This window comes from Vibrio panuliri (assembly GCF_009938205.1).
Classification (GTDB): domain Bacteria; phylum Pseudomonadota; class Gammaproteobacteria; order Enterobacterales; family Vibrionaceae; genus Vibrio; species Vibrio panuliri.
In genome coordinates, this window is the sequence record NZ_AP019654.1 from 922,606 (window position 1) to 943,382 (window position 20,777).

General features: G+C 45.9%; 16 protein-coding genes and 1 tRNA gene. 13 read left to right on the forward strand and 4 right to left on the reverse strand.

Annotated elements, in window-relative coordinates; all coding sequences use genetic code 11:
- The first annotated feature begins 1,231 nt into the window (after nt 1-1,231).
- The 7 genes from GZK95_RS22250 to purF all read left to right on the forward strand — a co-directional run bounded on the left by GZK95_RS22250 (nt 1,232) and on the right by purF (nt 9,201).
- Nucleotides 1,232-3,211 carry a FimV/HubP family polar landmark protein gene (locus GZK95_RS22250; RefSeq protein WP_161987194.1) on the forward strand — a complete coding sequence of 660 codons (1,980 nt, stop codon included), beginning with the start codon at nt 1,232-1,234 and terminating at the stop codon, nt 3,209-3,211.
- Between the two features lie 118 nt (nt 3,212-3,329).
- A complete protein-coding gene (gene truA / locus GZK95_RS04235) occupies nt 3,330-4,124 on the forward strand; it encodes a tRNA pseudouridine(38-40) synthase TruA (RefSeq protein ID WP_075714105.1) in 795 nt (264 codons plus the stop codon).
- Nucleotides 4,125-4,324: 200 nt separating this feature from the next.
- On the forward strand, nt 4,325-5,251 hold the full coding sequence (accD, locus tag GZK95_RS04240; RefSeq protein WP_075713099.1) for an acetyl-CoA carboxylase, carboxyltransferase subunit beta: 927 nt from the start codon (nt 4,325-4,327) through the stop codon (nt 5,249-5,251).
- Between the two features lie 43 nt (nt 5,252-5,294).
- The gene (gene folC, locus GZK95_RS04245) at nt 5,295-6,560 is read left to right on the forward strand and encodes a bifunctional tetrahydrofolate synthase/dihydrofolate synthase (protein ID WP_075708984.1); all 1,266 of its coding nucleotides are present in this window, start codon (nt 5,295-5,297) and stop codon (nt 6,558-6,560) included.
- On the forward strand, nt 6,561-7,097 hold the full coding sequence (locus GZK95_RS04250) for an SPOR domain-containing protein (protein WP_075713101.1): 537 nt from the start codon (nt 6,561-6,563) through the stop codon (nt 7,095-7,097).
- A gap of 62 nt (nt 7,098-7,159) precedes the next feature.
- A complete protein-coding gene (locus GZK95_RS04255; RefSeq protein WP_075708982.1) occupies nt 7,160-7,651 on the forward strand; it encodes a CvpA family protein in 492 nt (163 codons plus the stop codon).
- Between the two features lie 35 nt (nt 7,652-7,686).
- Nucleotides 7,687-9,201: an amidophosphoribosyltransferase gene (purF, locus tag GZK95_RS04260; protein ID WP_075708981.1), complete on the forward strand. Its 1,515-nt coding sequence runs from the start codon at nt 7,687-7,689 to the stop codon at nt 9,199-9,201.
- Between the two features lie 69 nt (nt 9,202-9,270).
- On the opposite strand, the gene znuB is transcribed toward purF, so the two are convergent.
- Both znuB and znuC read right to left on the reverse strand, forming a co-directional pair.
- A complete protein-coding gene (gene znuB / locus GZK95_RS04265) occupies nt 9,271-10,053 on the reverse strand; it encodes a zinc ABC transporter permease subunit ZnuB (RefSeq protein ID WP_075708980.1) in 783 nt (260 codons plus the stop codon).
- On the reverse strand, nt 10,046-10,834 hold the full coding sequence (gene znuC / locus GZK95_RS04270) for a zinc ABC transporter ATP-binding protein ZnuC (RefSeq protein WP_075708979.1): 789 nt from the start codon (nt 10,832-10,834) through the stop codon (nt 10,046-10,048). The genes znuB and znuC overlap by 8 nt, the downstream gene beginning before the upstream one ends.
- Nucleotides 10,835-10,916: 82 nt before the next feature.
- Between znuC and znuA the strand changes: the two genes are divergently transcribed.
- The 5 genes from znuA (at nt 10,917) to GZK95_RS04295 (ending at nt 18,770) form a co-directional block, all read left to right on the forward strand.
- A complete protein-coding gene (znuA, locus tag GZK95_RS04275) occupies nt 10,917-11,816 on the forward strand; it encodes a zinc ABC transporter substrate-binding protein ZnuA (protein ID WP_075713103.1) in 900 nt (299 codons plus the stop codon).
- A gap of 144 nt (nt 11,817-11,960) precedes the next feature.
- A complete protein-coding gene (locus GZK95_RS04280) occupies nt 11,961-15,302 on the forward strand; it encodes a helix-turn-helix domain-containing protein (RefSeq protein WP_083626091.1) in 3,342 nt (1,113 codons plus the stop codon).
- A 737-nt stretch (nt 15,303-16,039) separates the two neighbouring features.
- Nucleotides 16,040-16,267: a FeoA family protein gene (locus tag GZK95_RS04285; RefSeq protein WP_075708977.1), complete on the forward strand. Its 228-nt coding sequence runs from the start codon at nt 16,040-16,042 to the stop codon at nt 16,265-16,267.
- Nucleotides 16,267-18,543: a Fe(2+) transporter permease subunit FeoB gene (feoB, locus tag GZK95_RS04290; RefSeq protein WP_075713895.1), complete on the forward strand. Its 2,277-nt coding sequence runs from the start codon at nt 16,267-16,269 to the stop codon at nt 18,541-18,543. Before GZK95_RS04285 ends, feoB begins: the two co-directional genes overlap by 1 nt.
- A complete protein-coding gene (locus GZK95_RS04295) occupies nt 18,540-18,770 on the forward strand; it encodes a FeoC-like transcriptional regulator (RefSeq protein ID WP_075713897.1) in 231 nt (76 codons plus the stop codon). Before feoB ends, GZK95_RS04295 begins: the two co-directional genes overlap by 4 nt.
- A gap of 52 nt (nt 18,771-18,822) precedes the next feature.
- On the opposite strand, the gene GZK95_RS04300 is transcribed toward GZK95_RS04295, so the two are convergent.
- Nucleotides 18,823-19,251 carry an HIT family protein gene (locus GZK95_RS04300; RefSeq protein ID WP_075708974.1) on the reverse strand — a complete coding sequence of 143 codons (429 nt, stop codon included), beginning with the start codon at nt 19,249-19,251 and terminating at the stop codon, nt 18,823-18,825.
- A gap of 518 nt (nt 19,252-19,769) precedes the next feature.
- Here GZK95_RS04300 and GZK95_RS04305 point away from each other — a divergent pair.
- On the forward strand, nt 19,770-20,369 hold the full coding sequence (locus GZK95_RS04305) for a hypothetical protein (RefSeq protein WP_075713901.1): 600 nt from the start codon (nt 19,770-19,772) through the stop codon (nt 20,367-20,369).
- A 231-nt stretch (nt 20,370-20,600) separates the two neighbouring features.
- On the opposite strand, the gene GZK95_RS04310 is transcribed toward GZK95_RS04305, so the two are convergent.
- Nucleotides 20,601-20,691 (reverse strand) — tRNA-Ser (locus tag GZK95_RS04310).
- Nucleotides 20,692-20,777 lie beyond the last annotated feature (86 nt).

The window sequence follows — 20,777 nt, forward strand, 5'->3', positions numbered from 1 at the left end:
ATGAGATGTTTGATTCGGCTGAGGAAAAACCGTCATCCGAACGAGAGCAAGCGAGCATGCTTGATGAACTCTTAGATGGCGAACAAGACGACTTTGAACTGAGTTCAGATGACGACGTGTCGTTATTGGATGAGTGGCTTGATGACAGTGATGACTCACTGAGTGACTTGTCTGATGATTCAACCGCAATGTTGGATGAACTGCTCGAAGGTGACACTCAACAAGAGACCTCTGCCGAGAGTTCAGAGCCATCATTTGATGAGCTGTTAAAAGAAAATGGCTTCGAGTTGGCCGAAGAAGAGGATGACTTTGACTTCGACCCAGAATCAACGGCGACTCTTGATGAGCTGTTAGATGATGACGCTTTCGATATGTCGGCGAGTAAACCAAGTTACGCGCAAGAGAGTACCGAGCTCCTTGATGACTTGCTAGATGAGAGTGATGAACAGACGGATTCTGAGTTGGGCGATGAAGCGACCGACTTATTTGAAGAGTTATTAGAGATTGAAAAAAACTCAAGTGAATATGATTCACATGAGGAGCAAGCTGACGACGCGATTGATATTGAGCAGTTACTGTCTGATGTTCAAGAGCCACAAGAAGAGACGACTTTAGCGGAAGAGCCGTCGACAGAGGCAGAGAAGCTTAGCGAAGAGACAGTTGAAGAACCATCAGCAGAGTTTTCTAGTGAAGATTTTGTTGATGATATGTTTGATATCGCCCCTGAAGAAGACCCGTTGATGGGGGAATTTAGCTTCGATCATCTATCGGATGAAGCGCAGGAGCAAAAGCTTGCACAAGCGCAAACAGAAGCCGCACAATCACTGCCAGAGCCAGAGCCAGAGCCAGAGCCAGAGCCAGAGCCAGAGCCAGAGCCAGAGCCAGAGCCAGAGCCAGAGCCAGAGCCAGAGCCAGAGCCAGCGCCCCAGAGCCAGAGCCAGAGCCAGAGCCAGAGCCAGAGCCAGAGCCAGAGCCAGAGCCAGAGCCAGAGCCAGAGCCAGAGCCAGAGCCAGCGCCCGTCGAGCTACCGAAAGCTGCACTGCCTGTTGAAGACAACGAATTTGGTACGCCAAGTGATGAAGATTGGCTAGTTGAAGATGATATCGAAACGGAAAGTGCGTTAGCTGCTCTGCGTGGCGATGACCAAACGCCAGCAGCAGCGCCTCAAGCGCAAGAAGCACCGGTTGAGCCAGTAGCTGATGAGAACGCGTTTGAGTTCGACGAACTTGATTTGCCAGAATATGGTGAAGAGCAAGCTCAGGCGGATTTTGCTAACGAAGCGCCAATGGATGCGGATGTTGTTGAGCAAAGCGAGCCAGAAGCCGCGGCGCCTCAAGTGCAAGAAGCACCTGTCGAGCCAGTAGCTGATGAGAGCGCCTTTGAGTTCGACGATCTTGATTTGCCAGAATATGGTGAAGAGCAAGCTCAGGCGGACTTTGCTAACGAAGCGCCAATGGATGCGGATGTTATTGAGCAAAGCGAGCCAGAAGCCGCAGCGCCTCAAGCGCAAGAAGCACCGGTTGAGCCAGTAGCTGATGAGAACGCCTTTGAGTTCGACGATCTTGATTTGCCAGAATATGGTGAAGAGCAAGCTCAGGCGGACTTTGCTAACGAAGCGCCAATGGACGCGGATGTTATTGAGCAAAGCGAGCCAGAAGCCGCAGCGCCTCAAGCGCAAGAAGCACCTGTCGAGCCAGTGGCTGATGAGAGCACCTTTGAGTTCGACGATCTTGATTTGCCAGAATATGGTGAAGAGCAAGCTCAGGCGGACTTTGCTAACGAAGTGTCAATGGACGCGGATGTTATTGAGCAACCTGAACCAGAAGCAGCAGCGACACAAGCAGAAGAAGCGCCAGTTGAGCGAGTGGCTGATGAGAACGCGTTTGAGTTCGACGATCTTGATTTACCAGAATATGGTGAAGAGCAGGCTCAGGCAGATTTTGCCGCTGAGCAAGCTGAAGAGAGTGAAGTAATCGCACATCAGGCAGAGACTGATAGCCAAGGTAACGAGCGTAGTTTTGATATTGCTGATCACAATCAAGCATACAATAACTTAGCGTCTGAACTGGATGATATGGTGGCGGCACCATCTTCAGAGGCGGAGTCACAGCCAAGCTCAGCTCCAGCACTGGGTGGTGAAGATGATTTTGTTCTGCAAGACCCATTTGAGTTTGATGATATTGACTTGCCCGAATATGGTGAAGAGCAAGCTCTGATCGACTTAGCTGACGAAGTAGAAGACGTTCATGGTGCAACTGAGCAACAATCAGCACAACAGCCAGAGTTGCAAGCTGAACAACCAGCAACGGATGCGTCGCTCGATGAAGGTGTATTGGACTTTGACGATCTTGAGTTACCTGAATTTGGCGAAGAGCAAGCACAATCGGAACTTTCAACTGAGCGAGCAGAACCGCAAGCTGACGCTGAACAAGCGGCGATGTTCTCTGAGCCAGAGGCTAATGAACTTGAGCCGATTCAAGATGCGTTTTTAGATCGTACTCTTGATGAAGGTGATGTACTCGCGGGTCTATTTGGTGGCGCTCCTGCAATCGCAGAGCCGGAAGCAAGCGCCCCTTCGGTTGCTGATAGCAGTGACTATGATGAGCGTACATTAAGTGAATTACTTAATGAAGAAGCGCAGGATTATCAACCAATCACTAAGCCAGTTGACCGTGAAGTCAGCGATTCTGCTGGGATGGATTTGGATGCCATGTTGGAGATGGGCGGCGAAGACTGGAATGGTTTTAGCCTCTCTCCGGAACAACAAGCCAATATTTCAGATGATATTCCTGAAGAAGAAAGGCAGATTTGGTCAGGTGATAACCAGCCAGCTCAACCATCAGTGCGTGATGAAAACTGGGAAAGCCAAGATGAACTCGGCGACTTTAATCCTCGAGATCACCAATATCGCACCATTGATGAGTTGATGGCAGAGGTAGACCAGCAAGAAGCGGACTTTAACCCAGATGAAGAAGAACTTAAGCTTGATGTTGGCTTAGGCGACTTCCCAGATGTTATCGGTGAGATGAGTGACATTGATGTGGACTCGAACGCTGAAGCGGCTGGAAAACTTGATCTGGCAAAGATCTATATGGAAATGAATGACGCAACGGGTGCCGTTAGACTATTGGAAGAAGCGATCGTTGATGGCAGTGACGAAATTCGTCGTGAGGCTAAGAAACTGATCGATAGTATCAATAGCCGTGCTTAGTTTGTGGGCGTTTATTTTACTGAAAGGGGCTTAAGCCCCTTTTGTTTTTGTGTGATGGGTAGCTAGGTAATGGCAGTTTGGTTATACTTCCGCCCCCCATTTTCGAAGAGAGACCAAGATGAGAATTGCTTTAGGTATTGAGTATGACGGTACTCACTACTTTGGCTGGCAACGTCAAAGAGATGTTCAAAGTGTGCAAGAGAAGCTTGAGCGAGCGCTCAGTATTGTCGCCAATCATCCGGTAGAAGTGCAGTGTGCAGGGCGCACTGACGCTGGCGTACATGGTACAGGGCAAGTCGTCCACTTTGATACGACCGCCAACCGTAAAATGGTGGCTTGGATGATGGGCGTGAATGCGAATATGCCTAAAGACATCGCAGTACGCTGGGCAAAAGAAGTACCTGAAGAGTTTCATGCTCGATTTTCAGCAACGGCGCGTCGTTATCGCTATATCATCTTTAACAGCCCATTGAGACCTGGAATTCTTAACTCGGGTGTCAGTCACTATCACGGTGAGCTGGATGAGAAAAAAATGCAGCAAGCGGGTCAATATCTACTCGGTGAAAATGATTTTACGTCATTTCGCGCGGTACATTGCCAGTCGCACAGTCCGTGGCGAAATCTGATGCACCTCAATGTGACGCGTCATGGTCAATATGTGGTAATAGATATCAAAGCGAACGCGTTTGTTCACCATATGGTACGTAACATCACCGGTAGTTTGTTGTGTGTAGGACGCGGCGAACAAGAGCCTGAGTGGATCGAGTGGCTACTAGCGGCTAAAGATCGCAAGCTTGCTGGCGCAACAGCAAAGGCGGAAGGCTTATATTTGGTTGATGTGGATTACCCTCAAGAATTTGAATTACCGCGCTTGCCGATCGGACCGCTGTTTTTACCAGACAATTTGAACTAATTGATGGTGACTTGTCTTAAAGTGAGAGGGGAGGCTCTCTTCTCGCTTGAGATTGAATTCTGTTAGGGAGAAGGCGACGAAAAATAGGTACAACCAGTTTTTTGTCTACACTTGGCATTTTATATGCTTTAATCCTCACGTATAAATTCAGATTTTTATTTTTCGCATGGCGCGGAAAATTGATAGAGAAAAGGTCTTCCATGAGTTGGCTTGAAAAGATTTTAGAAAAAAGCAATATCGTAAGTTCACGTAAAGCATCTATCCCTGAAGGTGTTTGGACTAAATGTACTTCATGTGAGCAAGTGCTTTATCACGCTGAACTAGAGCGTAACCTAGAAGTATGTCCAAAATGTGACCACCACATGCGTATGCGTGCGCGTCGCCGTTTGGAAACATTTTTAGATGAAACTAACCGTGTAGAGTTGGCAAATGATCTTGAGCCTCAAGATAAGCTCAAGTTTAAAGACTCTAAGCGTTACAAAGATCGTCTATCTGCTGCACAAAAGAGCAGTGGCGAGCGCGACGCACTGGTGGTTATGCAAGGTGAAGTGATTGGTATTCCAGTTGTCGCTTGTGCTTTTGAGTTCTCATTTATGGGTGGCTCAATGGGCTCAGTTGTTGGTGCGCGCTTTGTTAAAGCCGTTGAAGCAGCAATGGAAAACAATTGCGGCTTAGTGTGTTTCTCTGCAAGTGGTGGTGCACGTATGCAAGAGGCACTGATGTCTCTTATGCAGATGGCGAAAACCAGTGCGGCACTTGAGCGACTATCGCAAAAAGGTTTGCCTTTTATTTCAGTAATGACTGACCCAACAATGGGTGGCGTATCAGCGAGTTTAGCGATGCTGGGCGATATCAACATTGGTGAACCTAAAGCGTTAATTGGCTTTGCTGGTCGTCGTGTTATTGAGCAGACGGTACGTGAAGACCTTCCTGAAGGTTTCCAACGCAGTGAGTTCCTGCTCGAGCATGGTGCCATTGATATGATTGTTGACCGCCGTGAGATGCGTCAGCGTGTTAGTGGTCTTCTTGCTAAACTAACAAACTCAGCGTCTCCATTGGTTGTTTCTGTGAATGATTCTCCGCAAGAAGATGAGTATTCTGTACCAGAAGCGAACGAAAAAGGTTAAAGTATCACTAACAAACAACCACGGAACTATTGGTTAAAGTTAGATGAGTCAAACTCTTATTCCTCAAGCCACATCTCCACTCGCGATGTGGCTTGATTATTTAGCAAATATTCACACTTCTGCAATCGACCTCGGCTTGGACCGCGTTCAAGCGGTAGCGCAAAAAGCCAATCTTATTAAACCTGCCAACACAGTGATTACCGTCGCCGGTACCAATGGTAAAGGCTCGACTTGTGCATTGATGGAAGCCATTCTTCTCGATGCGGGTTATTCAGTTGGTGTCTACAGTTCACCACATCTTATTCGCTACAACGAGCGTGTTCGGGTAAACGGACAAGACCTTAGTGACGAAAAACACACCCAAGCGTTTGACTTTATCGAGAAGCAACGTGGAGATATCAGCTTAAGTCTGTTTGAGTATGGCACGCTTGCCGCGTTGCGCTTGTTTCAGACTGAGCAAGTTGATGTGGTGTTGCTTGAGGTCGGGCTCGGCGGGCGTTTGGATGCCACTAATGTGGTAGACCATGATGTATCGGTCATCACCAGTTTGGCTATCGACCATGTAGATTGGTTAGGTGATGATATCAACGTTATTGGTTTTGAGAAGGCAGGAATTTTCCGCAGCGGCAAACCAGCGATATGCGGCCAGCCAAAAGCGCCGGCAACCGTTGCCGCTCATGCAGATGACATCCAAGCTGAACTGTATCAGGTTGGGATTCAATACCAGTACGCGTTGACGCAAGACAACACTTGGAGTTGGATGCATGGCTCTTATCAATTAGATGCCTTACCAGTGCCGAGCCTGCCGCTGCCGAATGCTGCCACCGCGCTGATGGCACTCGCAACTGCTCATCTTGATATCAGTGACGTTAACATAGTGAATGGTTTGAATAACGCCACGCTACCAGGGCGAATGCAAGTAATTCATCAAACGCCGACCGTGCTGCTTGATGTTGCCCACAATCCGCATTCCGCTCAGTACTTGGTAGAACGCGTTTCGCAGTGTTATGCAAATAAAACGATTCATATGGTCGTGGCAATGTTGCATGACAAAGACATTAAATCAACGCTAGAGATTCTGTCACCACTTGCCAGCGTTTGGTACCCAGCCTCTTTGACCGGTCCTCGGGCAGCGACTGCTGACGAGTTATGCCAGTATCTAGCCCAAGATCAGCTTCAGTATTCGACCCCGATAGCAGCATTTGATGCGGCAATGACACAAGCAAATGCTGATGATGTCATTATCGTTGTCGGTTCATTCCATACTGTCGGTGAAGTACTTGAACACTGGCAGAGCAAAGGAGAGTAAATGGCAAGTAAGTTTCAAAATCGTCTGGTAGGCACCATTATCTTGGTCGCGATTGGCGTGATTGTCCTGCCTGACGTATTGGATGGCAAAAAAACGCACTACAAAGAAGAGATCGCCAGTATCCCTATTAAACCTGAGCTTGATAGCGATATTGAAACCTTTGAAGTGCTCGCTCCAGAGGATGACAGTGCCGCACTACCACCATCGCCAGTCGAGGTAGTAGTTGAGCCAAGTGTGCAACAAGATAGCGATATTGTTGCTGTGGTTGAAAAGCCTGTTCCTGAGCGTAATCAATACCAAGAGAGCGCGTGGATTATTCAATTGATGGCGTTGAAGAATGCCGACAACGCAGCGAATGTCGTCAAAGACCTACAGAAACGTGGTTATCAGGCACATACCAAGCTTGAGAATGGTTTTACCCGAGTGATTATTGGACCGAATGTATCAAAAAGTAAACTGGAGCGTCAGATCGTAGAGTTAGAAAAAATAACCGGCTCAAAAGGCCGATTGCTTAAATTTAAACCACTAAATCCTTAAGAAAACGTTTGCGTCGCCGTTTTTTCTGTTAAAATGCGCGCCAACTGAAGATGTGAATACACATGAATTGGTTAGATATTGTCATTTTAAGCGTGATTGCCCTATCGGCATTGATCAGCTTAATCCGTGGCTTCGCTAAAGAAGCTTTGTCTCTGGTAATTTGGTTTGGCGCGTTTTTTATCGCCAGTCAGTACTACGCTCGCTTGGCGGTGTACTTCACCAAAATCGAAGATGAAATGTTTCGTAACGGCGCAGCCATTGCTGCTCTTTTTGTTGCCACGCTGATTGTAGGTGCGTTGGTCAACTATGTGATTGGGCAGTTGATCCAAAAAACGGGTCTGTCAGGTACAGACCGTGTATTGGGTATTGTATTTGGTGGCTTGCGCGGTGTGCTAATCGTTGCTGCGGTGCTGTTTTTTGTCGATACCTTCACCACTTTGGATAATAGCGACTGGTGGCAGAACTCTGAACTTTTGCCTCACTTTAAGCTGATTATCGAACCGTTTTTTGAACACCTACAAGCATCATCGAGTTTCTTATCTGGCGCGATCTAACGCGCCAGCCATTGTCGCAAATCGAGGGTTAGGACATGTGTGGTATTGTTGGAATCGTGGGCACAACGCCTGTTAATCAGTCTATCTATGACGCTTTGACTGTATTGCAGCACCGTGGCCAAGATGCCGCCGGTATTTGTACCATAGAAAGCAATCGTTTTCGTCTGCGAAAGGCGAACGGTTTGGTTAAGGATGTGTTTGAAGCTAGACACATGCAAAGACTACAAGGTAGCGTGGGAATAGGGCACGTTCGCTATCCTACCGCAGGCAGTTCAAGTGCCTCTGAAGCTCAACCTTTCTACGTTAACTCTCCATTCGGTATCACCCTCGCCCATAACGGCAACTTAACTAATGCGAACGATGTTCGTGAAAAACTTTTCGCTAAAGACCGTCGCCACCTCAATACAACTTCAGACTCAGAAGTTTTACTAAACGTCCTTGCTCATGAAATTGATACAGTAAAAGGTAACGTAACAGCAGAAGATGTATTTCGTGCGGTCATGAACGTGCATCGCACAATTCGCGGAGCCTACGCGGTGACAGCGATGATTATTGGCCACGGTATGATTGCTTTCCGCGATCCAAAAGGGATTCGCCCTCTGTGTTTAGGTAAGCGCGAAACTGCAGGTCAAACGGAGTATATGGTCGCTTCTGAATCGGTGGCGCTTGATGCAGTAGGTTTTGATTTTATTCGCGACGTTGCACCGGGTGAGGCGATTTACGTCACGTTCGACGGGCAACTATTTACCCAGCAATGTGCGGATAACCCACAACTCAATCCATGTATGTTTGAGTACGTCTATTTTGCTCGTCCGGATTCATTTATCGATAAAATCTCGGTTTATGCCGCTCGGGTCGAAATGGGTAAAAAACTGGGTGAGCGCATTCGTGACGAGTATGCACATCTGGATATTGACGTGGTGATTCCAATTCCTGAAACCTCTTGTGACATCGCTCTGCAAATCGCTCAAGCGATCGATATTCCATACCGCCAGGGTTTTGTTAAAAACCGCTACGTAGGTCGTACGTTTATCATGCCAGGTCAGCAGCAACGTAAGAAATCAGTACGTCGTAAGTTGAATGCGATTCGCTCAGAGTTTAAAGATAAAAACGTTCTGTTGGTTGATGACTCAATTGTTCGTGGCACAACCTCAGAACAGATTATCGAAATGGCTCGTGATTCCGGCGCTAAAAAGGTGTTTATGGTTTCCGCTGCCCCAGAGATTCGTTTCCCGAACGTGTACGGCATTGATATGCCAAGCGCCAATGAGTTAATTGCGCATGGTCGTGACAATGAGCAAATCTGTAAACAGATTGGTGCAGATGAGCTTATTTTCCAAACATTAGACGACCTTGTTGCTGCGGTTGGTGCTGGTAATACTGATATCACTAAATTTGAAACCTCGGTATTCAGTGGTGAGTATGTCACGGGTGATATTACTCAACAGTACTTAGAGTATTTAGAGTCTTTACGTAGTGATGATGCGAAAACCCAACTGGAAATTCAGCAGGATTTGGCAAGTTTAGAGTTATATAACGAAGGGGCGTAAGCCAAAGTTTGCTGACTCAGATGAATAAAAACGGCTTCCAATGGAAGCCGTTTTTTTATGTGCGGCTTGTTAGGCTACTTTTTTAAACTGGCTAAGGATAAATAGCGCAGCTGCACTGATCACGACTGAAGGGCCTGCTGGTGTGTCAAAGTGCCAAGAAAGGCTAAGTCCTGATAAAACGGCAATGCTGCCGATTAAAGAGGCAGTCAGCGCCATTTGCTCAGGCGTACGAGCAAAGCGTCGAGCGGTTGCTCCTGGGATAATAAGCAGTGACGTGATAATTAGCGCCCCAACAAATTTCATTCCGACCGCGATAACCAAGCCAACTAACAGCATTAAAATCAGGCGCATTAAGTCAACGTTATGTCCTTCGACGGAGGCGAGTTCTTCGTTAATGGTCGTTGATAGAAGTGGACGCCAAAAAGCCATCAAGACTAATCCGACTACGATTACACCAGAGTAAATAAAGATCAGATCTTGTGGTGATACGGCTAGTAAGTCACCAAAAAGGTAGCTCATCAGATCGATGCGAACATCATCGAGAAAGCTGACTGCGACCAAACCGAGCGAAAGGGCACTGTGAGCAAGTATGCCGAGCAGCGTATCCGCAGCCACTAACTGCTGGCGCTGGAGTGTCACCAACAGAACCGCTAAAAGTAGGCAGCAGACCACCAACGCAAGATATAGGTTTACATCGAGCAGAAAGCCAAATGCGAGTCCCATTAGTGACGCATGCGCCAAGGTGTCACCAAAATAGGCCATTTTTCGCCACACGACAAAAGAGCCCAATGGGCCCGCAATGAGCGCAATACCGAGTCCGGCAAAAATAGAAGGTAGTAAAAACTCAATCATGATGATGATGACCGTGTGAATGATGAGAACAGCTAGCACCCTCTCCGCCGACTGGCTGCCCAGCTAAGTCGTGATGATGGTGGTCATGCTGGTGATGATAAAAAGCCAGTTTTTCTTGGCGAGTTTCGCCAAACAACGCGATGTATTTTGGGTGTTGAGTGATCGTCGCAGGCGCACCGGAACAGCAAATATGATGCTGCAGGCAAATCACATGATCAGTTTTTGCCATCACTAGATGCAAGTCATGAGAAACCATAAACACTGCACAATGAAAACGGCGGCGTATCGCCTCAATGAGATCGTAAAGATCAATTTGCCCCTGCACATCGACCCCTTGTGCGGGTTCATCAAGCACCAATAAATCTGGTCGTTGCAGCAATGCGCGCGCTAACAATACTCGTTGGGTTTCCCCACCAGAGAGTGCATGCATATCACTGTTGAGAAGGTGCTGTGCGCCAGTGAGTTCCAAGGCATCTTGGATCTCCTGTTGACTAAAACGGCCCGCCAAACGGAGAAAACGTAAGACGTCGAGTGGGAGAGCTTCATTCAATTTTAGCTTTTGTGGGACGTAACCAATCTTAATTTTTTTTGCTTTGGTGATTTTGCCTTTATAGCGCTTTTGTAATCCCAGCAATACTTTGACTAGGGTAGACTTGCCGGCCCCATTTGGGCCAACTAAAGTGATGATTTCGCCCTTATTAATGCTCAAACTGACGTTATCAAGTACTTGGCGACCGTCAAACTGGACATTAATATTGGAAAGCTCGATGAGCGCAGTCATGAATAGAACTCATTTGCAATTGACTAATGTTATAATGTAACATTTAATTCCTAACATTTCTATATAGCTGTAGATCATTACGATGAAAACTAAATTCGCTGTTTTAACTGCTCCTCTGCTGGCCTTTGTTTGCAGTACGGCTGCTGCTGAGCAACCACAAGTTCTTACCAGTATTAAACCAATCCAAATGATAGCGCATGAAATTATGCTTGGGACTGGTGAGCCGGATGTCTTGTTGCAATCGAACGCTTCCCCGCATGATTATGCAATGAAGCCTTCGGACGTAAAGAAAGTGAAAAACGCTGACTTAGTGATTTGGTTTGGCACTGGATTGGAGCCATTTCTTGCAGGTGTATTAGAGCAAAAAGAGCAAGTGCTAGAGCTATCGAAAATATCAGGTCTGAGTTTGCGTGAATTCAGCCACGATGGGCACGACCACCACGATCATGATGGGCATGATCATGGTAGCCATGACCCTCATTTCTGGTTGGGTTATCAACCAACGCTTCAAGTTGCACATAGCATTGCCAATGAACTTAGCCGTTTAGATCAAGCCAATGCTCAACAGTATCAAGCTAATTACGATAAGTTTGCTCAGCGTTACAAAGAAAAGCGACAGCAAATTGATGCACTATTAACTCCGGTTAAGCAGCAAGGCTATTACGTTTTTCATGATGCCTATGGATATTTTGAGCAAGACTATCAGCTTAACCATCTTGGACATTTTACCGTCACTCCCGATCGCAAACCGGGGGCGAAAACCTTAATTAAGATCCGCAATGAACTGCGCAATGAAAACGCGAAGTGCGTGTTCGCTGAGCCACAGTTTACGCCAGCGGTGGTTCAATCCGTTATGCGCGGCAGCGATGCAAAACTCGGCGAGCTTGATCCGGTAGCATCAACCATTTCGGTGCAAGATGGCAGCTATTTTGTGTTTCTTGATCAAATTTCACACAGTTTTGCTGAGTGTTTAAGCAAATAAACTAAGTTTTTATTGCTTAGGTCATACCTTATCGAGCAGTTTAAGTATTCAATTAAGTGATTATCCAATAGAATAAGGGCAACAAGCATGATGAGCATCGAGAGTTAAGGTGCTCATTTTATTGATGCTTTAAGGATTAGTTAATTGATACGCACCTTTTGCGTTACGCTGCTCTATTTCGTAACACAGTTCGTTTTTGCTTTTGATTCTTCGCCATCGGTATTTTATCCATTACCGACTGAGAGTCAGGGGCGTGCGTTTGCCGCAAAACAACTCTTCCTTTCCTCAAGCGGTGGTCTTTGGATTCACGATGTTCGGGGTAAAGTACTCTTTTTTGATGGACAAACCGTATCTCCCAAATGGGGATCCGCTTTACCCTATCCCGCAACCAAACTGGTCGTGCATGATGACCGTTTCTGGTCTTTCAGTGACAATCTTGTATATCAATCGACCTCCCATAGCGAACGAGAAGTTGAGTTTTCACTGCCCCCTGGTAGTGAGATAGAGAGTATGGGGTCGAGTGAAGGCTATCTTTGGCTAAATGATGGTGCGCATTTTCATACCTATCGGATTGCGGATGGTGAGTTTTCAACTTATTCGCTAATGGAACTGTATCGCTATAACCAATCAACCAGTTTGGCGATTAATGACGCGCTGCGAGTTAAAGACCGTTGGGTGCTAGCAACAGAAGTGGGCGTATTTGTTTCTCAAGAAGAGGGCTTTAGGCATGTCCCGCGCTCAAAGAACAACTCAATTGATAAACTTTACTATTCAAAATCACGCCGAGAGTTGGTGCTAGGTTCTGAACGAGGTGCGGTGGTTTACGACATCAACAACACCTCAAAGCCAAAATTTATCATTCCTGCTCCAGATGTCACTTCCGTGGCCGAAACGACCCAAGCTTATTGGATAGGGACTTCAAGAGGGTTGTATGTCTACTCATTCATTAGTGGCAAAATGGCCAAGTATTCGGGCGAAAAAGATGCCGGATACACCCTTTCAGGGCGTAAAATTCTCTCTATTGTCAATGATACTCGCGGCGGTATGTGGATTGCGACCAACAAAGGTATTCACTATTTCTCCCTGTTTGGTGACAAGTTTGAGCGTATTCCTAGCCAAGACTTAAGCTCAGAACATAGTCACATCAAGATGAATGATTTGGTGGCGCTGAACAATAAGCAAGGCTATTGGGTGATCCAAGACTCCGGTCTCTATCGACTACTACTGCGTTCTGATAGACGCAAAGAGCAGTTTTATGCAGGGCGCGTGCACAATCTTTTGGAACACAAAGGTACACTCTGGCTAGCTACCAATCATGGCATTGTCGCCATGGATGCTAAGAACGGCAGAAAACTGAGCAATCAAACGCTAACTACCGCCTTCAAAGGACAACGCATCACACATTTAAGCCTTGATAGTAAAGGCAACCTTTGGATCGCAAACAGTGAAAACATCTGGTGTTTTAGTTTTTCGACTAACCAGTTGAAGTTGGTGGCTGAAAACTGGATGCAGTCCTCTTCGGCTAGCGGCAGTCTGAAGAAGATGCTTCTCACCAGCGGAGATGAACTGATACTCGGCACCGAAAATGGGGTGTACATACTCAAACAAGGTTTGCTCAAATTTGTCTCACAAAGTGCAAAGTATGGCTCGGTACATAGCATGGTAGAAGACGAGACTCATCGTATATGGGTTGCAAGTAACTATGGGGTCAATGTTCTTAACCTCAACACAATGACATTTAACCCCATTGCGATGATTGATGAGCACATCAGCCCGCAGTGTTTGGTGGATAATGAGACAGGGGTGTGGCTAACATCGACGGCTGGACTAACCCACTATGATGCAGTGGGCAGTATGATTGCTCACTATGGGCAACCATTTGGTGTGATAAACAATGAGTTTAAGAATGGATTTTGTTTGCTAGATGCTAACGATCCAAACTCGCTGTTATTGGGCTCTTGGCACAGCTTAATTAAAGTGCAAAGCCAAGATTTAATGGTCAGTCCCGTGCCAGAAGCAAGTGTACTGTTCTCCCAAGTGCTGGTTAACCAAGAGATGGTTGCGTTTGGTTCCATAGATGGTGCAAAAATTGTCGCCCCTTATGGTGAATCGATTTCAGTTCAGATCGGTACTATGCCGTTGATCAGTGGCACATCTTTGGAATATCGGCTCAACAATGAAAGTCAGTGGACGCAACTGGAGGGTTACCAAATAGCGATGGAAGGTCTCGCTCCAGGTCACTACAAATTATATGTAAGGGCGGTTGTGAATGGCATGAAGCGTGGAACTGCACGTAATTTGTCCTTTGAAGTGACGGAACCTTGGTATCTAAGTTCTATCGCCTTAGTCAGTTACGTTGCTGCTGGTTTTACCATTCTGTTTGGCTCGGTTTACTGGCGTTCAAGACTGGTGGCAAGCGCAAACCGCAAGCTAAAAGCGCAAGTGGCACTTAAAACCAACCAGTTACGCCATCAAAGTCGTATTCTACTCAGTAACAACCATCAGTTGCGTAAGCAGCTTCAAGTTCGTCGATTGATATTTAGCCAAGCAGTGCAGTCTTTCAAAGATCGGCTAAGGAAAGCGGAACAAGCGATTGATGGGGAAAGTAATCGTTCACAAGCGCATATTGTCGATCAAATTTCGTCTGAATTAGAGTTGCTGCTTAATGTTCGAGAATCGCAAAAGCAAGATTCTCCGGCGTACAACTTATCGATGATTTTTAACTCGACCCTCGGAGGGTGGAGAGAAGAGTTGGCAAAAGCAGGAATAGCGGTAGAGTGGCGCGAGTCGGGCGACAATGATGCTTACGTTATTTTGAACTATTTTAATCTCGATATTTTGTTCAACCTACTGTTTGATGGCATTGTAAATCGCTGCTCCCGTTACCAAACGGTAGAAGTGAACCTCATCAGCAATGACGATAACGTGCAGCTCAGTTTTATCGATTACGGGAACAGAATCGATACTAGCCAAGAAGGCCACTGGGGCGAAGTGGAAAAACTGGTTGATATCAGTGGTGGCCATTTAGTGCTTGATTTGTGCGAGGATAAAAACAGTGTCTTCTTGTCATGGCAACGCAGTCACGATTTTAACGAGCACTCATTAGTTGAGGTTGAGCGAATTACCCTTAATGATCCAACGTCCGGTGTGGTCGACTCGTTTATCGAGCGGTTAGAAATGCTGGTATTGGAGAATTATACCGACCCAGACTTTAGTACTTCGACGGCGGCTAAGATGCTGTTTGTCTCGGAGAGAAGTTTGCAGCGTCGCTTTAAAGGGGCAACTCAACGTACGTTTTCTGACTACCTCAGTGAGGTACGGCTAGATAATGCATGTCGACATCTCCTCGCAGGGGCGAAAGTTGCCGATGTTGCCTTTGATTGCGGCTTTAATGACCCATCCTACTTCAGCCAGCGCTTTAAACATCGCTTTGGTGTCTCCCCAACGCAGTTTGTTGAACAGAACTTCAACGAAGAAGCGTTCTAACAACATTTGATTGATGTTGCTTAAATCATGCACTAGGTCTTGAACTTGGTTCCACTCCCTAATGCTTTTTACCATACAAGCTCTGATACTCTCCCGTTTGATCGCAGGCATTTCTACTGTACTTGTTTGCTAGTGCGTAATTTTTAAGCGTTAAATAACCATCGATAGTAATCAATAGATATTGCTTAGAAGTGGCTGGGGGAGAGAGCTTTAAGGTTAAAGTGCTTTTTAAACAGTGAGATAGGTAGATAAAGAAAAAAATATCGTGGTATAGCCGGGGGGACTATACCACGGGTGTCAACGACACCTTCGCTTGCTGCCGGAGTGGTGCGGGGGCACCACCTCTGGAATTAATTGTCAAAAAGCCTTTGTTGGCCTGACAGAAGCACTATAAGCAAGTTAACTTTATTTACTTATAAAATTAACGCCAATATGACATAAGAATTGCGACAATCCATTTAACTTATTGTTTTTACGTAAATAAAAAGAGAAATGTCGAGTAATTAAAATTTGTAGAAGAATATAAAAAAATAAGTCAGATATAAAATTGACGTTTTTGACGGAGTTAAAATTGACGATCTTTACGTTTGATAGCGCTACGTACAAGCCAACGTTACAAATACGTAAAGTTTGATTTCAGACAAGTCATTTGCAAAGAGGTTTGGGTACCATTAGTGAGTGAACTGTAAATAACAATTACTATCATTTCTAACAACACTCGCGCACTGGAATTTCTCATGCAACTATCCCAACTTAACCCTGGGCAAGAGGGCACTATCATTGGTTTTTCTGAACTCTCTTCTGATGTTCGTAAAAAGTTAATGGTAATGGGCTTATTGCCAAAAACACCGATCAAACTGGTTCGATTTGCTCCTATGGGCGATCCGCTGCAAGTTGAGGTACGTGGTGTATCAATCGCCGTTCGCGCAAATATTGCTGATGCAATTTTGGTGGAGGCGAAATAATGAAATACCAAATTCTAACCGTAGGTAACCCTAATAGTGGTAAAACCACGCTTTTTAATGGTTTAACTGGCGCGAAACAACAGGTCGGCAACTGGGCAGGCGTGACTGTTGAGAAGAAAACCGGTCGATACACTCACTCTGGCGACGACTTCTTATTGACCGACCTTCCTGGTATTTATGCACTTGATAGCGGAAATGATAGCAATAGTATTGATGAGTCGATTGCTTCACGTGCAGTGTTAACTCATCCAGCAGACTTAATTGTGAACGTTGTCGATGTGACATGTTTAGAGCGTAGCCTCTATATGACACTTCAGTTGCGCGAGCTTGGTCGCCCAATGGTCGTGGTGCTGAATAAAATGGATGCATTACGACGCGAGCGCCAGACAATTGATATTAAAGCGTTAGAGAAAGTTCTAGGCTGTCCAGTTTTTGCTATTTCAGCTAATAATAAAGCTCAGGTTGGTGAGTTTAAAGAATTGCTGCACAAAGTGGTTGTGCAAGGCGTTACGCTTGATGCCATGAAGCTGGACTATGACAGTGAATTTGAAGCGACATTAGATGCGGTAGAAGAGAATTTTACTGGTCAAGAGTCTGCGGCACGCGCACTGGCAATTCGCGCCCTCGAGCAGGATGTTTTGGTGCTAAATGCACTTAAACCTGAGCAACGAGAACTGCTCAACCAAAAGCGTCTCGCGTTGTCGATGGATGTGGACTTGCATGTCGCAGATACGAAATACACTTTCTTGCACGAGCAGTGTAAAAAAGTTCGACGTAGTGAAGGTAAGCTGAGCCATAGCTTTACAGAAAAAGTGGATCGCGTGATTCTCAACAAGTGGATAGGCGTGCCTTTCTTCTTTGTTGTGATGTATTTGATGTTTATGTTCTCAATTAACATCGGTGGTGCGTTTATCGACTTTTTCGATATTGGCGTTGGTGCATTATTGGTTGATGGCGGGCATTTCCTGCTCGATGGTCACCTTCCTGTATGGCTCACAACTTTGATTGCTGATGGTATTGGTGGTGGTATCCAAACCGTTGCGACCTTTATTCCTGTTATTGCTTGTCTTTACTTATTCCTAGCAGTGTTGGAAAGCTCGGGTTATATGTCACGAGCGGCCTTCGTGCTTGATAAAGTGATGCAGAAGATCGGCCTTCCGGGCAAAGCGTTTGTTCCACTCGTGTTAGGTTTTGGCTGTAATGTTCCATCAATCATGGCAACACGAACGCTAGACCAAGAGCGTGAACGTAAGCTAGCAGCATCAATGGCACCATTTATGTCTTGTGGCGCACGTCTGCCTGTATACGCTTTATTCGCGGCGGCATTCTTCCCAGAGAGCGGACAGAATGTTGTATTTGCCCTTTACCTGCTGGGTATTGTTGCGGCAGTGTTCACTGGTTTAGTGCTGAAACATACGCTTTACCCTGGTTCTAGTGACAGCCTTGTGATGGAAATGCCTGATTATGAACTGCCAACTATGCAGAATGTAATGATCAAAACTTGGCAAAAGCTGAAGCGTTTTGTGCTTGGTGCGGGTAAAACGATCGTTGTGGTTGTTACGGTTCTAAGTTTCTTCAACTCTTTGGGGATGGATGGCAGCTTTGGTAACGAAGACTCAGAGAATTCTGTGTTATCTAAAGCCTCGCAAGTGGTTACGCCAGTGTTTGCACCAATCGGTGTTGCAGAAAACAACTGGCCAGCAACCGTCGGTATTATTACTGGTATTTTTGCCAAAGAGGCGGTAGTGGGCACACTAAACAGCTTGTACGCGCCAAGTGAAGGTGATGACGGCGGCGAGTACGATCTGATGGCAAGTTTGGAAGAAGCGGTGATGACCATTCCTGATAACCTAGCGGGATTAAACTACTCAGATCCTCTAGGCGTTGAGGTTGGTGATTTGACTGACAGTTCGGCGGTTGCACAAGAGCAAGAAGTGGATGCATCCATTTTTGGTAACCTTAAAGGTTACTTTGCTTCAAGCCATGCTGCGTTTGCTTACCTGATCTTTATCCTGCTTTACACGCCATGTGTCGCGGCAATGGGGGCGTATGTGCGTGAGTTTGGACAAAAATACGCGCGTTTTATTGCGGTTTGGACAATGGGATTGGCCTACGGTAGCGCCGCTCTATATTATCAAGCCACTCATTTCACGGATCACCCAGCGAGCAGCTCAGCGTGGATTGTCGGCATTCTGCTAGTATGCGGTATTGTATTCCGCATGCTTAAATCTGCTGGTAAAAAACAGCAGCAGGCATTAGAGGTTCAAGTGGCATGATCCTGACAGAGTTAAAGCAATACATTGATGCTCAAGGCAGTGCTACGCGAAGTGAACTCGCGAAGAAATTTGCTTTAAGTGAAGATGGCGTAGATGCAATGCTTTCTGTTTGGATAAAGAAAGGCGTGATTTCGCGCATGATTGATACTAATAAAGCGAATAAGGTGACCCGAATTCGTTATTCCGTCAATCAAACTGATGGACTGTCGTTGACCGTCACAATGTAAAATTGCGAGCTTAAAGAAAAGCCACTTCAACTGAAGTGGCTTTTTTGATCCATCAAGCTTTACTAAATAGGCTACTTAAACTCAGCACATTGCCTATGCGGGTAGCAATGGCAACTTGTTCTTCGTCACTGCGAAACTGACCTTGTGTATTTCCCCACACCGGCCCTGGCCAAGCGATGTCGTCTTTGAAACGTGCGATATGATGGATGTGCAACTGCGGCACCATATTACCTAACGCCCCCAAGTTGAGTTTGTCTGGTTGAAAGGTTGCTTCTAACGCTTGGCTTACCGCTTGAGACTCAAGCAAGAATTGTTGTTGTTCCTGCATTGGTAAATGGTGCAACTCTTTCAAGTTTTCCCGCTTTGGTACCAAAATAACCCAAGGCACAGCACTGTCTTTATGCAGCAAAGCAACGGTTAGTGGGAAGTGGCCAAGTACGGTGGTGTCTTTTGCCAATTGAGGATGCAGTTCAAAGCTCATCGTTTCAATCCATCTGTTTTGTCATATCGCGCCAGTATAACGCTTTCCTAGTTTGAAACACTATGCAGCTCACACGATTTAAGCGTGTCGAGGTAGAGTTTGTTGAGCAAACTCTGCGGGTGGGTTGTTGGTTTAATTCATAGAGCTCAATGCAAATCGTTAGGCAAATAGAGTTAACTTACCAGCATGCCTCTCTCCTTGGAAAAGCCTATTTTCATGCGCTTGGATGGGCGGTAAAGGTAAAACTCGCGCTTAATGGGCTTGCTACGGGCTGTTTATCGGCTGATTGGTTTGAATTAGCCACAAAAAGTGAGTATTCACCATCAACTAGATGGTAATTTCTTAGCTAGGCGCTTAAGAAAAGCGCGAGATCAATAGCGAAGATTTGCTTAAATATCATCCAAACAATCACCTGTAAGTACTGGGGCTATATTAATAACTCTAATGATTAAGTAGTATTTAGACATATACGCTAACTCAATCAATTGATTGATAAAAACAAATAAAGGCGCAGTACTATGTCGAAAACTAGTGGTCGAGAATCTTATCAAGGGCTAATTTATCTCATTCAGTTCGCAATCATCGGGGTGATATTTTATCGAGGTCAGCAGATCTACAATGTTGTGCCAGATAAGTTTGATAATGCACTTTGGTTAGGACTGTTTGTCTTCCTTTATTTTATTTGCCTAAGAACGGCAACTCAAAACCATGCGGGTTATGATGCGACTGAGACGACTTACTATCGAAATGGCTCGTACTCGCATCAGAACGTGAATCTCTCAAGCCGATGGGAAGCAAAAAGTCGAGAAGAACAGCAAGCAATCATGGCCGCGAATGGTGGATTATCGCCGCTTGTTTTTGGTTTTTACCAAGCAGCCGTAACCACACTATACTGCATGTTTATCTTCAATGATTTTGGTTGGAGCATGTGGGTGCACATTTTGGTGGGTTTCGTCGGCCTCTGCTTTTGCTGGGCGATGGTGGGACACTTTTTAAGAGGGATTGAAACCATCGGAAGGAGCTCTCTTGCTGCCGGTTTCATTTTAGACTTGATATTAGTGTCTGGTGTTACCGCATCGGTATGCTCAACGATTATGTTCTTCTGGCATCATAATTAGGGGAGATGCTTCCGCTGGCAACGTTTTTTCGCTTCGCTCGAATTAACTTTTACTAGAGTTATGCCAATTCCTGATGGCAAAAGCCCGCTAACTATTAGCGGGCTTTTTTAATGTGGTTGAGTGCGGGGCGCTTAATCTAAGGCGCACACGACGAGGGACTTTAATCCCTGTGTAAACTTTTCAGTGTGCTAAAACGAGAAAACCCCAGCATTTCTGCTAGGGTTTAGAATGTGGCGGAGAGATAGGGATTTGAACCCTAGATACGCTATTAACGTATGCCGGTTTTCAAGACCGGTGCTTTCAACCACTCAGCCATCTCTCCGTGTGGTGCGCATAATATAGTGGTGTGTTGAGCTTGTAAACCCCTGTTTTTACTGTTTGCTTTATTTATGAGCAGTTTTGCTACCA

Coding starts and splice junctions, on each gene's coding strand:
- truA (WP_075714105.1), top strand. CDS start 3,330: ATGAGAATTGCTTTAGGTATTGAGTATGACGGTACTCACTACTTTGGC.
- accD (WP_075713099.1), top strand. CDS start 4,325: ATGAGTTGGCTTGAAAAGATTTTAGAAAAAAGCAATATCGTAAGTTCA.
- folC (WP_075708984.1), top strand. CDS start 5,295: ATGAGTCAAACTCTTATTCCTCAAGCCACATCTCCACTCGCGATGTGG.
- GZK95_RS04250 (WP_075713101.1), top strand. CDS start 6,561: ATGGCAAGTAAGTTTCAAAATCGTCTGGTAGGCACCATTATCTTGGTC.
- GZK95_RS04255 (WP_075708982.1), top strand. CDS start 7,160: ATGAATTGGTTAGATATTGTCATTTTAAGCGTGATTGCCCTATCGGCA.
- purF (WP_075708981.1), top strand. CDS start 7,687: ATGTGTGGTATTGTTGGAATCGTGGGCACAACGCCTGTTAATCAGTCT.
- znuB (WP_075708980.1), bottom strand. CDS start 10,053: ATGATTGAGTTTTTACTACCTTCTATTTTTGCCGGACTCGGTATTGCG.
- znuC (WP_075708979.1), bottom strand. CDS start 10,834: ATGACTGCGCTCATCGAGCTTTCCAATATTAATGTCCAGTTTGACGGT.
- znuA (WP_075713103.1), top strand. CDS start 10,917: ATGAAAACTAAATTCGCTGTTTTAACTGCTCCTCTGCTGGCCTTTGTT.
- GZK95_RS04285 (WP_075708977.1), top strand. CDS start 16,040: ATGCAACTATCCCAACTTAACCCTGGGCAAGAGGGCACTATCATTGGT.
- feoB (WP_075713895.1), top strand. CDS start 16,267: ATGAAATACCAAATTCTAACCGTAGGTAACCCTAATAGTGGTAAAACC.
- GZK95_RS04295 (WP_075713897.1), top strand. CDS start 18,540: ATGATCCTGACAGAGTTAAAGCAATACATTGATGCTCAAGGCAGTGCT.
- GZK95_RS04300 (WP_075708974.1), bottom strand. CDS start 19,251: ATGAGCTTTGAACTGCATCCTCAATTGGCAAAAGACACCACCGTACTT.
- GZK95_RS04305 (WP_075713901.1), top strand. CDS start 19,770: ATGTCGAAAACTAGTGGTCGAGAATCTTATCAAGGGCTAATTTATCTC.